This is a genomic window from Streptomyces abyssomicinicus (assembly GCF_008974245.1).
In the GTDB taxonomy this organism is placed as follows: Bacteria; Actinomycetota; Actinomycetes; order Streptomycetales; family Streptomycetaceae; genus Streptomyces; species Streptomyces abyssomicinicus.
Map to the genome: position 1 here is coordinate 24,265 of NZ_BBZI01000010.1, position 13,253 is coordinate 37,517.

A 13,253-nucleotide genomic window follows, 5' to 3' on the forward strand; every position below is an offset into this window, starting at 1 on the left:
GGTCCTGACCGCGGGCCGTCCCTCCCGAGGGGCGGTCCGCGGTTCCCCGACCGGCCGTGACGGAGCCGTGCGGCGATCCCGTGCTCCCGTCCGGCCGGCTCAGGTGCGCCCGGCCCGTGACCGGCCCGGGCGCACGGGATCCCCCGCGGCCTTCGCGGCACCGCCGGGGCGCTCCCCGCGGGTGCCCCGGTCCCGCCGCCAGTCGGCCACGGCCAGACAGAACGCCGCGGTCATACCGACGAGCGCCGCGCCCAGCGAGATCGCCAGCGCGTTGCGGAAGTTGTCGTCGTCCCCGGCCAGGATCAGGTAGAAGAGGCCCGGCAGCGCGGCCGTGCCCACCGCCGCGCCGAGCCGCTGCCCTGTCTGCAGCGCTCCGCCCGCCGCTCCGGCCATCCGTACCGGGACGTCGCGCAGGGTCATGGTGATGTTGGGGGAGATGACGGAGCCGCTGCCGACCCCCGCCACGAACAGGGCCGGCGCGGCGAGCCAGGTCGCCGCGGACTCCGGCGCGAAGCGCAGCACCAGCGCGGTGGCGCTCATGCCGATGATCACCCCGCTCAGCCCGCACACCGTCAGCAGCCGCCCCAGCCGGTCCACCAGCCGCCCCGACACCACGGCCGCGGCCGCCGAACCGACGGCGAACGGGGTGACGGCCAGGCCGGAACGGAGCGGGGAGTAGCCCAGCCCGTGCTGGAAGAAGAGGGCGAAGACCAGCCAGACGCCGCTGAAGCCGACGAAATAGAGGGTGCCGACGCCCGCGCCGACGGCGTAGCCGCGGGTCTGCGTGAACAGCCGCAGGTCCAGCAGCGGCTGCCGCCCGCGGGCCAGGACCCGGCGCTGCCAGAGGGTGAACACGCCGAGCAGCACGGCGCCGACCAGGAAAAGCCACCACAGCCGGCCCAGGCCGCCGGCCTCCGCCTGCACCAGCGGCAGCATCAGCGCCAGCACGCCCGCGCCGAGCAGCAGCACGCCGGGGACGTCGACCTCGCCCTTGCCGCTGGGCCGGGTGCGGGGGAGCAGCCGGCGGCCCAGCAGCACGGCGAGCACACCGATGGGGACGTTGACGTAGAAGACCCAGCGCCAGCCCTCGTCCCCCGACGCCAGCGCCAGGATCAGACCGCCGGTGATCGGGCCGACCGCGCTGGAGATGCCGACGGTCGCGCCGAAGAAGCCGAAGGCGCGGCCGCGCTCCGGCCCACGGAACATCTGCTGGATCAGCGCCGAGTTCTGCGGCGCCATGCAGCCCGCCGCGAGGCCCTGGGCGAGTCGCGCCACCACCAGCCAGGTGCTGCTCGGGGCGGCCCCGGCGAGGGCGCTGCAGAGCACGAAGGCGCTCAGCGCCAGCAGGAAGATCCGCCGCCGATTGAGCGCGTCGCCCAGCCGGCCGGCCGTCACCAGCGCGAGGGCGAAGGTGAGGGCGTAGCCGGAGACCACCCACTGCACCTCGGCCGGACTCGCGCCGAGGTCGCGCTGGATGGTGGGCAGAGCCACGGCGACGATCGTCACGTCGAGCAGGCTCATGAACCCGGCGACCAGTGTCACCCACAGCGCGCGCCACCGGTTGGGGTCCCGCCCGTCCCCGGCCGTGTCCCCGGGGTTCCCGGGGCTCCCGGCCGGGGGCCGTCCACCGGACGCCGACGTCGACGATGTCACGTGAAGCTCCTCTCACCGGTGGTGCGGGCGCCGGGTGCGGGCGCCGGGGCGGGACCGGGGGACCGGCGGGGCGCCCGGCCGCCCGGGGCGCGGCGCCGCCCGCCCGGACAGCCTTCCCCGCGACGCCGTGCGGATCACCGCACGGCGCCGAACCCCACGCCCGGCTCCCCGCCGCGGGTCGCGGGCCGTCACCCGGGCCGGCCGCCGGAGCCCACCGCGGCGACCGCCGCGTCGATGCGGTCGGCCAGCTCCAGGTCGGTGGAGGTCACGGCGTCCACCGACCGGGTGCGCACGGTGAAGGTGATCCCGTCGTCCGACACCGAGTGGCCTACCCCGCGGTGCAGTTCCCGTGCGTCGTTCTCCACCTGATGGAGCAGCGGCGGAACGCGGTCCCGGGGCAGTCCGACGGTGCGGGTGAGCCGGTGCGTGTCGCCGCTCCACTGCGGACGCCGGCCCAGGGCGGCGCGCACCTCCTCCTCGGTGAGCGGGGCGTCCTCGCCCGGCAGGCGCTCCGGGTGGGCGTCGGGCGCGGTGAACGCCTCCGCGAAGTCGGGGGGCAGGTCCTCGGTGAGACGGAGCGCCAGGCCGGGGTCGTCGCGGGCGACCAGCGACAGCACCGTGCGGGCCACGTGCCGGCCCCGTTCCGGCGGGGCGGGCAGGCGGGCCGCGACCGCGCCGTAGAAGTCGGTCACCGTGCCGGTGGACCGCGGCACGGTGGAATGGACGGCGTCACGGTCGGGGCCCGGCACTGCCTGCCGCAGCAGCCGCCGTGCCGGCACGTCCAGGTGGAGCGCGAGGACCGCCAGTGTCACCTTGACGGCGCGGGCCGCCCACTGCGAGGGCAGGCGGGTGCGCGCGGCGGCGTCCTCGACCAGGCGTCGATGGGTGATCATGTTCGTCTCCCGCTGCGGATCCGGTGGGGCGGGTCGGCGGCCGAGTACCCAGCGGTGACCCGGGGGATGCGCGTCGCCCGGGCGCGGGGAGAGGCGGTGTAGGGAGCCCCTCGGCGGGTACCTCGGGCTGGGTCCGGCACGGCTCCGGACACGATGGCCGGCCGGGCCGGACGCACCGCACGCACGAGCACCGCAGAGGGAGAGTCACCGACGTGAGCCAGCCCCAGCACCCGGGTGAGAAGCACCCGACCCCGGAGTTCTCCTCCCAGGACCAGCCGCACCCCGGCCGGACCGCCGCCATGGACCCGCGGCCCGACCACGGTGAGGGGTCCTACCGGGGCAGCGGGAAACTGGAGGGCCGCAAGGCGGTGATCACCGGCGGTGACTCGGGCATCGGCCGGGCCGTGGCGCTGGCCTTCGCCCGCGAGGGGGCCGACGTGGTCTTCACCCACCTCGAGGAGGAGAAGGAGGACGCCCGGGAGACCGCCCGCCTGGTCGAGGAGGCCGGACGCCGGGCGGTCGCCGTCTCCTGCGACATCCGGGAGGAGGCCAACTGCCGGGCGCTGATCGACCGTGCGGTGGAGGAGTTCGGCCGGATCGACGTGCTGGTCAACAACGCCGCCTACCAGATGTCCCAGCCGGACGGCATCGAGGCGATCCCCACCGAGCAGTTCGACCGGGTGATGCGCACCAACCTCTACGGCATGTTCTGGCTGTCGAAGTTCGCCCTCCCGCACATCCCGGCGGGCGGCTCGATCGTCAACACCACCTCCGTGCAGGGCTACCAGCCCAGCCCGCACCTGCTCGACTACGCGATGAGCAAGGCGGCCATCGTCAACTTCACCCACGGCATGGCGCAGATGCTGGCCGAGCGGGGAGTGCGCGTCAACGCGGTCGCGCCCGGCCCCGTGTGGACCCCGCTGATCCCGGCGACCATGCCGGACACCAGCGAGTTCGGCAAGCAGTCGCCGCTCGGGCGTCCCGCCCAGCCCGCCGAGATGGCGCCCGCCTACGTCTTCCTCGCCTCCGAGCAGGCGTCGTTCATCACCGGCGAGATCGTCAACGCCACCGGCGGCACCCCGCTGCCGTGACCCGCGCCGCCCGCGCCGCCCGCGCCGCCCGCTCCGCAGGCGTGCCGGCGGGGCGGGCGGGCACAGGTACCGGCGAGGCGGACGCCCGGTCGGGCGGACGCCGGGACGGTGGACGACGGCACGGACCGCCTTCCGGCTCAGCCGGCTGCTCACAAGGCCTCCGTGACCAGCCCGCCGCGCGCCCCGTTCACCCGGTACGTCGGCCCGGAAGGCCACGCCGAACTCCACGAGGAGGCCCGCCCGGAGAGCGGCCGGGAAACCATGGGCGAGCTGATGACCTGCCCCTTCCGCACCGGCGTCCGGGTGACCTCCACCCTGACCGCCGGTCTCCTCCTGGCCCCCCGCGCCACCCGCACCGCCATGGGGGCCCTGACCGCGCCGGCCGGGGGCCGACGCGCTCCAGCTGGGCTACGCGGCCCTGGTCCGCAAGGCCACCGGCGACGAGTGACGCGCCGGGCCCCGCGTCCGGCCGCGTCACTCCGCCGGCGTCACCAGGCCCGTCTCGTAAGCGATGATCACCAGCTGCACCCGGTCACGGGCGTCGAGCTTGGAGAGCAGGCGGGTCAGGTAGGTCTTGGCGGTGGCCACGCTGATGTGCAGCCGGTCGGCGATCTCCGTGTTGGTCAGCCCCCGGCCGACCAGCGTCAGCACCTCCGTCTCCCGGCCGGTGATGCGGTCCGGCGCCACACGGGGCCTCGGCGCACGGGCACCGGGCCGCGCGGCGAACTCCTTGATCAGCCGGCCGGTGACGGTGGGCGCGATCAGCGCGTCCCCCGCCGCGACCACCCGGACCGCGGCGAGGATGTCGTCGAGGTCCATGTCCTTGACGAGGAACCCCGACGCCCCGGCCCGCAGAGCCCCGTACACGGACTCGTCGTCGTCGAACGTGGTCAGGACCAGGACGCGTGACGTACCGGACCCGCCGGTGATCCGGCGGGTGGCCTCGATCCCGTCCGTGCCGGGCATCCGCAGATCCATCACCACGACGTCCGGGGCGAGTTCGGCGGCCAGCCGGACCGCCTCCGCGCCGTCCGCCGCCTCTCCGACCACCTCGAGGTCCGGCGCCCCGGCGGCAACCATGCGCAGCGCGGCACGGATCAGCGGCTGGTCGTCGGCCAGCAGGACACGGACGGTCACCGGTGTTCCCCCGCCCTCTCGCCCAGGGCGCGTCCGGCCGCTCCCGTGCCCAGGGGCACCCGGGCGGCGACCCGGAAGCCGCCGCCGGGACACGGTCCGGCGTCCAGGTCCCCGCCGAGCAGCGTGGCTCTCTCCCGCAGGCCGGTCAGACCGAAGCCCGGGCCCGGACGGGGTACGCCACCACGGCCCCGGTCACGCACCTCCACCCTGAGCTCGTCCTCGCGGTGGTCGACGCGGACCTGGCAGGAGCGCGTACCCGAGTGGCGGAGCACGTTGGTCACCGCCTCCTGGACGATGCGGAAGGCAGCGGCGCCCACCTCCTGGGGCAGGCCGTCGCGGGCGCCCCGCCAGTCGACCTCCACCCGCACCCCGGCCGCGGTGGTGACCTCGGCGAGCCTCTCCAGCTCGACGGCCCAGTCACCCGACGCCGAGGCGGACGGGGAGGACGTCGAGGAGGCAGACGCCGAGGACGCCGGGGAGGCAGACGCCGAGGACGCCGAGGAGGCAGACGGGAAGGACGCCGGGGAGGACGCACCGCCCGAGGCCGCCGGCCCCGCGGCGCCGTCCGGCGCGTCGTCGGCCGCGCGCAGCGCGCCCAGGATCCGGCGCAGCCCGCCCAGGGTCTCGCGGCCCGCGCGTTCCACCGCCACCATCGCCTCCCGTGCCAGCTCGGGCCGGGTGTCCATGACCCGGGCCGCCGCGCCCGCCTGGAGCGCGATGATGCCGAGACTGTGCGCCACGGTGTCGTGCATCTCCCGCGCGATCCGCAGCCGTTCGGCGGTCACCGCCTCCGCCGCGGACCTCTCGCGCAACTCGGCCGCGTGGGCCCGTGACTGGTGCGCCGCGTGGCCGGCCAGCCAGGCGACGGCCACCGTCAGCGCGACGAAGGGCTCGCCCGCCGTGCCGGACTCCCCGCCGGTGAGCATCCGCACCGACCAGAACCCGCCCAGCACACCCAGCGCCGCCCCGGCCGCGTACAGCGAGTCCCGGCGCGGCCGCACGGCCGCCACCCCGGCCAGCGCGACGTCCACGCCGAGGAACTGCAGCGGCGGGATCTCGCTCTGCCGCCAGGCCGCCGCCAGCACCACCGTCCCGAGGAGAACCAGGCCGTAGGCGGCGACCGGCCGCCGGCGGAAGAACGCGCAGCCCGCCAGGACCGACGCGAAGGCGAGGACCATCAGGACCCGCGCCGCGGGCCCGGACAGACCGTCACGGGGGTAACTGGCCGAGTGGCCCGGCCCCGTCGGCAGCAGGACGAACACCACGACGGGATGCAGCGCGGCCGCACACCACGTCAGCGCGGGCCACACACCGGGCGGAACACGTTCGAGCGGCGCGGGCGTGGAGGAGGCGGACATGCCCCCGATGGTGGCACGGCTCCGTCCGCCCAGCCATCGGCCGGTGGCTGTACGACCGGGGTCGACACGACGCGCGCGGGAATGCCGACCCGGGCCGGACGACCGGCGCCCCCGCCGGACGCCATCGTGGTCCCATGATCGAAGTCGCGAACCTGACCAAACGCTACGGCGGCGTCACGGCCGTCAAGGACCTGACCTTCACCGTCCGCCCAGGACGGGTCACCGGATTCCTCGGACCCAACGGCGCCGGCAAGAGCACCACCCTGCGCGTCCTCCTCGGCCTCCACCGGCCCTCGGCCGGCACGGCCACCGTCGACGGCCGCCCCTTCGGCGGGCGGCCCCGGGGGCTGCGGCAGGTGGGCGCGCTCCTCGACGCCCAGGACGTGCACGGCGGACGGACCGCCCGGGCCCACCTGACCGCCCTCGCCCGCAGCAACCGGATACCGCCGACCCGGGTCGAGGAGGTGCTGGAGGACGCCGGACTGACCGGCGCCGCCCGCCGCCGGATCGCCGGCTTTTCGCTCGGCATGAAACAACGCCTCGGCATCGCCGCCGCACTGCTGGGCGGGGCGCCGGTGCTGGTCTTCGACGAACCGCTCAACGGACTCGACCCGGAAGGGGTGCGCTGGGTGCGCGGGCTGTTCCGGCGCCTGGCCGCCGAGGGCCGCACCGTCCTGGTCTCCAGCCATCTCATGTCCGAGATGGAGCACACCGCCGACGACCTCGTCGTCGTCGGCCGTGGCGAACTGATCGCGGCGGAGAGCCTCGCCGAGTTCACGGCCCGCGGCTGCCGGCAGCGGGTCACCGTGGCCACACCGGCCGCCGACGCGCTCCTCAGTCTGCTCACCGCCGAGGGCGCGAGCGTGCGGACGGAGGGCGGTCTGCTCGTCGCGACCGGCATGGACGCGGGACGCGTCGGCGCGATCGCCCAGCGGCACGGCATCCCGCTCTCCCGGCTCCAGGAGGAACGGCCCTCGCTGGAGGAGGCGTTCATGCGCCTGACCGCCGACGCCGTCCAGTACCCGACGGGAGACGCCCGATGACCACCGCACCGCACGCCTCGCCCCGGACCGCACAGCCCGCCGTGCCGCAGGAGGAGCCCCGGCCCCGCTTCGCGGACCTGGTGGCAGCCGAGTGGATCAAGCTGCGGTCCCTGCGCTCCACCTGGATCGCCCACGGTGCCGCGGCCCTGGCGGTGACCGGCCTCAACGCCGGTACCGCCTACGACACCTACGCGCACTGGGAGGAGCGGACACCCGCGGACCGGGCCGCGTTCGTGCGGGCCGGCCTTCCGCTCCAGGAGGCGTTCACCGTCAACGCCGCCGTCGTGACGACGGTGGCCCTGTGCGTCCTCGGAGCGCTGCCGCTCCTCGGCGAGTTCGCCACCGGCGCCCTGCGCACCACGTTCACGGCCGTCCCGGCCCGGTCCGCGGTGACGGGGGCGAAGGCCGTGGTGGTCGCGGGCTTCGCCACCGCGTGGGGCGCGCTGGTGACGGTGGTCTCCTTCCTCCTCACCCAGGCGATCCTCGACGGCCGTGGCGTGGGCATCGCCCTGGACGGTCCTGGCGTCCCGCGGGTGCTCCTGGCGTCCACGCTGCTCGCTCCCGTCTGCGCGCTGACCGGACTCGCCCTGGCCGCCGCGCTCCGCCGTACGGCCGCCACCGTCCTCGCCTCGGTGACCGCGGTGATGGTGCTGCCGCTGCTGCTCGGCGAGGACCGGTACTGGACGGCGCTCGCGCGGCACGCGCTGCTCCTCGCGGCCTGGCTCCGGCTGACCGCCCCCGGAGGGTCGGCGCCGCCCCCCTACCCCTGGACGGAGGCCGGAGCCTGGACCGTCTACGCGGTGTGGGCGACCGCGGCGGTCTCGGTCACGGTGCTCGCCGTTCGCCGGCGGGACGTGTGAGCGGCTTTGCGCCACCCTCCCCGGCGGCGCGGAAGAGCCGCAGTTCGGGGTCGGTCACGGCGTCGGAGCGGAGCAGTTTCACGTCGGAGTGGTAGCTCATCGACGTCAGCCACGGCATCCGGTCGCCCTGGCGCGGGAGCTGGTCCACCGCTCTGCGGATGTAGCCGGCGGCGAAGTCCAGGAAGGGACGCGTCGGCATGTCCGCGTCGCTCACCTCAGGGCAGGCCGCGTCGTACCCGTGGGCGTCCAGGTGGGACAGCAGACGGCAGAAGTGCTCGCACAGCAGGCCGATCTTCAGCGTCCACGAGGAGTTGGTGTAACCGATGGCGATCACGAAGTTCGGCACCCCGGAGAGCATCATGCCCTTGTAGGCGACGGTGTCCGCGAGCCGTACGGGCTCGCCATCGACGGTGAGAGCGATGCCGCCGACCGCCTGCACGGTCAGACCGGTGGCGGTGACCACGAGGTCCGCCTCCAGCTCCCGGCCCGACTCCAGCAGGATTCCCCGCTCGGTGAACCGGGCGACGCGGTCGGTGACCACCTCGGCCGTACCCCTGCGGATCGCTTCGAACAGGTCGCCGTCCGGGACCGCGCACAGCCGCTGGTCCCAGGGGTCGTACGGCGGGTTGAAGTGCTCGTCGACCGGATAACCCTCCGGCAGATGACGGGTGTTGACCCAGCGGATCAGCTTCCGCGCGGTCTTCGGGAACCGTTGGGCGAACGACCAGAGGGCACGCTGCTGGAGGATGTTCTTGTGCCGCGTCAGGGTGTAACCGCGTTCCTCGCCGAACCACTTGCGCAGGGCGACGGCCACCGCGTCCTCACGGGGCACCGGCATGATGTACGTGGGCGTGCGCTGGAGCATGGTGACGTGCGACGCCGTCCCGGCCAGCGCGGGGACCAGGGTGACGGCGGTGGCCCCGCTGCCGATCACCACCACCTGCTTCCCGGCGTGGTCCAGGTCCTCGGGCCACTGCTGGGGGTGGACGACGGTGCCGCGGAAGTCCTCCCGGCCCTCGAAGTGCGGGGTGTGGCCCTGGTCGTAGCGGTAGTAGCCGCCGGCGCAGAACACCCAGCGCGCGCCGATCCGCAGCCGCTCGCCGGTGTCGGTGCGCTCCACCTCGGCCAGCCAGCGGGCCTCCCCGCTCGACCAGGAGAGGGCGACGACACGGTGGTGGTACCGGATGTGGGCGTCGAGCCCGTTCTCCTCCACCGTCTCGCGCAGGTACGCCAGGATCCGGGGCGCGTCGGCGATGGCCTGCCGGTCCCGCCACGGCTTGAACTCGTACCCGAAGGTGTGCAGGTCGGAGTCGGAGCGGATGCCCGGGTAGCGGAAGAGGTCCCAGGTGCCGCCCGAGGCGCCACGTCCCTCGAGGACGGCGAAGGACTTCGCCGGATGCTCGGTCTTCAGATACCGTCCGGCGCCGATCCCGGACACGCCGGCTCCGACGACAAGGACGTCCAACTGCTCGACAGGCGTCTCGGTGGGGCTCACTGCGTCACTCCCGCTTCGTCACTCCCGCTTCGTCACTCCCGCTGGCCGGGGGTCATCCGACTATGCGCCATGCGCGCCGTCACAACCAGCCGTTGCGCTTGAAACCCCGGTGGATGAAGAAGCAGGCGACCACGATCAGGCCGAGGGCATAGGCGTACCCGTACCGCCAGCCCAGCTCGGGCATGTGCTCGAAGTTCATCCCGTAGACGCCGCACACCATGGTGGGGACGGCGATGATCGCCGCCCATGCGGTGATCTTCCGCATGTCCTCGTTCTGAGCGACCGTCACCTGGGCCAGATGCGCCTGCAGCACGGAGTCCAGCAGGGCGTCGAAGGCGGTGATCTGCTCGGTGACCCGCGCCAGATGGTCGGCCACGTCGCGGAAGTAGGCCCGTATCTCCTCGGTGACCGGCGCCGCCGGATCGGCCGCCAGCCGGGCCAGCGGCTGCGCGAGCGGAACGGCCGCCCGCTTGAACTCCAGGAGTTCGCGTTTGAGCTGGTAGATCCGGCCGGGGTCGGCGGTGCGGTTGTCGGGGGAGAAGACCTGGGTCTCGACGGCCTCCATGTCGTCCTGGAGGGCCGCCGCCACCGTGAGGTACTCGTCGACGACATGGTCGGCGACCGCGTGCAGCACCGCCGAGGGGCCCTCGGCCAACTGCCTCGGGACCGACTCGAGTTCCTCACGCAGCGGGCCCAGGGAGCCGTGGCTGCCGTGGCGGACGGTGACCACGAAGCGGGGGCCGGTGAAGACCATGATCTCGCCGGTGTCCACGACCTCGCTGGTGGCGGTCAGTTCGGCGTGCTCGACGAAGGTGACGGTCTTGAACACCGAGAACAGGACGTCGCCGTACTGCTCCACCTTGGGCCGCTGATGGGCGTTGACCGCGTCCTCCACCGCCAGCGGGTGGAGCCCGAACAACTCGGCGACGTCGGCGAACTGCTCGGCGGTGGGCTCGTGCAGGCCCAGCCAGACGAAGCCGTCGCGGTGCCTGCGCGCGAGGCGGACCGCCTCGTCGACGCTGCCGGGACCGTCCTGCCGGACGCCGTCGCGGTAGACGACGCAGTTCACCACCGTGGAACCGAGGGGCGAACGCGCGGGGTGGTTGAGGTCCACCCGCCGGCTGCGCCGCGCCAGCCGCGCCACCTTGCGCAGGTTGCCGACCATGGACATGTGGGGGCACGCTCCTTCGCCCGACTCGGCCTGTACGGCTGCCCATTGTGCCTGCTGACGCGGCCGGCGCGGCGTCTCGCATGGCGGCCACGCGTTGACGTCCGTGAAACCGCCGTGTTTGCATCGATGCATGCCGCGACCGATGCTCACCTGCCGCCGCTGCGTCGACCTGGTCCGTGTCGCCGCAGCGCTCTGTCGCGTGGCCTGACACCGGTTTCCCCACCGGTCGCTCCTTCCTCTCCGCCGCTCCGGCGGGCCCCGGCACCGCCGCCGAGCGGTGACCCCACGGCCACCGGAGGGTAGCCGGGCCGCCGCCGGCCCGGTCGAGGCACGCGGGTCCCGATCCCGCCCGCCGCCCTGCCGCCCTGCCGCGCGTCACGGTGAGGACAGGTCCCTTCTTCTCCCCGTCCCGGGGCTCTGCCGACCCACGTCCGGTCCGAGCCGTCCCGTCCGGTCCCTGCCGGTCCGTCCGGTCCGTGCCGCCGCTGCGCCCGCCCGGCGAGCAGTGCGCGGGACCACGCGGCGGAGCCGTGCTCGCCGACCCGTCCTGAAGACCACCGCCCCACTCCCAGGAGGCACACCTCATGGCCACCATCCTCTCCCTCTCCGGCAGCCCGTCCCCGACCTCCCGCACCGCGCGCCTGCTGCGCCACCTCGACGCCCGGCTCGCCGGCCAGGGCCACCGGGTGGTCCCCCTGGACGTCCGCACCCTGCCCGCCGAGGCTCTGCTGGGCGCCGACTTCACGCATCCCGCGATCGTCTCCGCCACCTCCCTGGTGGCCGAGGCGGACGGCGTGGTGATCGGCACCCCCGTCTACAAGGCGGCCTACTCGGGTCTGCTGAAGTCGTTCCTGGACCTGCTTCCGCAGTACGCGCTGACGGACAAGACGGTGCTGCCCCTGGCCACCGGCGGGTCTACCGCACACGTGCTCGCCATCGACTACGCGCTCCGTCCGGTGCTGAGCTCCATGGGCGCCGGCCACATCGTGCAGGGCTGGTTCACCCTCGACAAGGACATCACCGTGGCCGAGGACGGCACGGTGACCGTCGCCGAGCACACCGCCAGGGCGCTGGAGGGAGTGGTCGACCAGTTCTCCGCCGCCCTCGAGGACCGCACCCGCCGCACGGTCGTGCGCGCGGTCGCCGCATGAGCGAAGGGCGTCCCGTCCGCCGCACGGGCGCGGGGCGTCCCGGCCCGGAGGCGGCCTTCACCGGGGCGCCCGTCACGGGCGCGCACGTCACCCTCCCCGTGTCCGCCGCCCGTTCCGTGTCCACCGCACCCACCGAAAGGCGAACCCTCCGGTGAACCTCACCTTCCACTGGTTCCTGCCCACCAGCGGCGACAGCCGCCATGTCGTCGGCGGCGGCCACGGTGTCCGCCCCGGCGCGGCCGGAGGCGACCGGCCGCCCACCGTCGGCTACCTCTCCCAGATCGCCCGCGCGGCCGAGGACCTCGGCTTCACCGGCGCGCTCACCCCCACCGGCGCCTGGTGCGAGGACGCCTGGCTGACCACCGCCATGGTGAGTCAGCGCACCGAGCGGCTGAAGTTCCTGGTCGCCTTCCGGCCCGACGCGGTCTCACCCACCCTCGCCGCCCAGATGGCCTCCACCTATCAGCGGCACACCGGCGGACGGCTGCTGATCAACGTGGTGACCGGCGGTGAGAGCCGGGAACAGCGCGCCTACGGCGACTTCCTGGACAAGGACGGGCGCTACGAACGCACCGACGAGTTCCTGGACATCGTCCGCGGGCTCTGGGCGGGGGAGCGGGTCACCCGGACCGGGAAGCACCTGCGGGTGGAGGAGGCCGAGCTGAACCGGCTGCCCGGGACGGTGCCGCCCGTCTACTTCGGCGGATCCTCGCCGCTCGCCCTGGAGGTCGCCGCACGGCACGTCGACGTCTACCTCACCTGGGGCGAACCGCCCGCCGCGGTCGCCGACAAGATCGCCCGGGTCCGCGCGCTCGCCGAGGCGCGGGGCCGCCGGGTCCGGTTCGGCATCCGGCTGCACGTCATCACCCGCGACACCTCGGAACTGGCCTGGGCCGAGGCGCGCAGGCTGCTGGAGGGGTTCGCCCCGGAGACGGTCCGGGCGGTGCAGGAGGGGCTCGCCCGCAGCGAGTCGGAAGGGCAGCGCCGCATGCTGGAACTGCACGGCGGCGGCACCGACGGCCTGGAGATCCACCCGAACCTCTGGGCCGGCATCGGCCTGGTCCGCGGCGGCGCCGGCACCGCGCTGGTGGGCAGCCACGAGGAGGTCGCCGACCGGATCGAGGAGTACCACGCCCTCGGCGTCGAGGAGTTCGTCCTCTCCGGATACCCGCACCTGGAGGAGGCCTACTGGTTCGGCGAGGGCGTCCTGCCCCGTCTCGCCTCCCGCGGACTGTGGACGCACCCGGCCGGCGACGTGACCGCCGGGCGGCCGGCCCTGGAGATCCCCTTCGCGGGGGCCGCCCGCTGACCCCACGGCGGCCCGCCCGCCGAACATCCCGGCGGCCCGCCGGACCGACACCCCGGCGGCCGCCACCGGACGCGCCGGTGCGCCGGGCGGGG

General features: G+C 74.5%; 11 protein-coding genes and 1 pseudogene. 6 read left to right on the plus strand and 6 right to left on the minus strand.

Translation table 11 applies throughout. From position 1 onward, the window contains the following. Positions 1-99: 99 nt before the first annotated feature. Positions 100-1,653 (minus strand): MFS transporter, encoded by a 1,554-nt coding sequence (locus GBN72_RS23165; RefSeq protein WP_151773827.1) that lies wholly within the window; start codon positions 1,651-1,653, stop codon positions 100-102. A gap of 188 nt (positions 1,654-1,841) precedes the next feature. After that, positions 1,842-2,546, minus strand: coding sequence for a DUF2267 domain-containing protein (locus GBN72_RS23170; RefSeq protein WP_151773828.1), 705 nt, complete (start codon positions 2,544-2,546; stop codon positions 1,842-1,844). Positions 2,547-2,758: 212 nt separating this feature from the next. Here GBN72_RS23170 and GBN72_RS23175 point away from each other — a divergent pair, with 212 nt between their 5' ends. Next, a complete protein-coding gene (locus GBN72_RS23175) occupies positions 2,759-3,637 on the plus strand; it encodes an SDR family oxidoreductase (RefSeq protein WP_151773829.1) in 879 nt (292 codons plus the stop codon). 162 nt (positions 3,638-3,799) lie between these two features. Further along, positions 3,800-3,961, plus strand: a pseudogene (locus GBN72_RS35460) (DUF1360 domain-containing protein); the annotation flags it as partial. A gap of 150 nt (positions 3,962-4,111) precedes the next feature. Here GBN72_RS35460 and GBN72_RS23185 read toward each other — a convergent pair. Then, positions 4,112-4,774 (minus strand): response regulator, encoded by a 663-nt coding sequence (locus GBN72_RS23185; protein ID WP_151773830.1) that lies wholly within the window; start codon positions 4,772-4,774, stop codon positions 4,112-4,114. Continuing rightward, the gene (locus GBN72_RS23190; protein ID WP_151773831.1) at positions 4,771-6,132 is read right to left on the minus strand and encodes a sensor histidine kinase; all 1,362 of its coding nucleotides are present in this window, start codon (positions 6,130-6,132) and stop codon (positions 4,771-4,773) included. Before GBN72_RS23190 ends, GBN72_RS23185 begins: the two co-directional genes overlap by 4 nt. 134 nt (positions 6,133-6,266) lie before the next feature. On the opposite strand from GBN72_RS23190, the gene GBN72_RS23195 reads away from it, so the two are divergent. Both GBN72_RS23195 and GBN72_RS23200 read left to right on the plus strand, forming a co-directional pair. After that, a complete protein-coding gene (locus tag GBN72_RS23195; RefSeq protein ID WP_151773832.1) occupies positions 6,267-7,175 on the plus strand; it encodes an ABC transporter ATP-binding protein in 909 nt (302 codons plus the stop codon). After that, positions 7,172-8,035 (plus strand): ABC transporter permease, encoded by an 864-nt coding sequence (locus tag GBN72_RS23200; protein WP_151773833.1) that lies wholly within the window; start codon positions 7,172-7,174, stop codon positions 8,033-8,035. The genes GBN72_RS23195 and GBN72_RS23200 overlap by 4 nt, the downstream gene beginning before the upstream one ends. Here GBN72_RS23200 and GBN72_RS23205 read toward each other — a convergent pair. Beyond that, positions 8,001-9,530, minus strand: a complete 1,530-nt coding sequence (locus GBN72_RS23205) for a flavin-containing monooxygenase (protein WP_151773834.1) — start codon at positions 9,528-9,530, stop codon at positions 8,001-8,003. The two genes, GBN72_RS23200 and GBN72_RS23205, sit on opposite strands and share 35 nt — an antisense overlap. Before the next feature lie 79 nt (positions 9,531-9,609). Further along, on the minus strand, positions 9,610-10,701 hold the full coding sequence (locus tag GBN72_RS23210) for a magnesium and cobalt transport protein CorA (protein WP_151773835.1): 1,092 nt from the start codon (positions 10,699-10,701) through the stop codon (positions 9,610-9,612). Between the two features lie 584 nt (positions 10,702-11,285). Here GBN72_RS23210 and ssuE point away from each other — a divergent pair. Both ssuE and GBN72_RS23220 read left to right on the plus strand, forming a co-directional pair. Continuing rightward, entirely contained in the window at positions 11,286-11,852 is a 567-nt protein-coding gene (ssuE, locus tag GBN72_RS23215) for an NADPH-dependent FMN reductase (RefSeq protein ID WP_151773836.1), read from the plus strand. Between the two features lie 151 nt (positions 11,853-12,003). Next, a complete protein-coding gene (locus tag GBN72_RS23220; RefSeq protein WP_151773837.1) occupies positions 12,004-13,161 on the plus strand; it encodes an LLM class flavin-dependent oxidoreductase in 1,158 nt (385 codons plus the stop codon). The last annotated feature ends 92 nt before the right edge of the window (positions 13,162-13,253 follow it).

What these genes read in the sequence shown, in the direction of transcription:
- GBN72_RS23170 (WP_151773828.1), bottom strand. Translation starts at nt 2,546, where the DNA reads ATGATCACCCATCGACGCCTGGTCGAGGACGCCGCCGCGCGCACCCGC.
- GBN72_RS23190 (WP_151773831.1), bottom strand. Translation starts at nt 6,132, where the DNA reads ATGTCCGCCTCCTCCACGCCCGCGCCGCTCGAACGTGTTCCGCCCGGT.
- GBN72_RS23195 (WP_151773832.1), top strand. Translation starts at nt 6,267, where the DNA reads ATGATCGAAGTCGCGAACCTGACCAAACGCTACGGCGGCGTCACGGCC.
- GBN72_RS23200 (WP_151773833.1), top strand. Translation starts at nt 7,172, where the DNA reads ATGACCACCGCACCGCACGCCTCGCCCCGGACCGCACAGCCCGCCGTG.
- GBN72_RS23210 (WP_151773835.1), bottom strand. Translation starts at nt 10,701, where the DNA reads ATGTCCATGGTCGGCAACCTGCGCAAGGTGGCGCGGCTGGCGCGGCGC.
- ssuE (WP_151773836.1), top strand. Translation starts at nt 11,286, where the DNA reads ATGGCCACCATCCTCTCCCTCTCCGGCAGCCCGTCCCCGACCTCCCGC.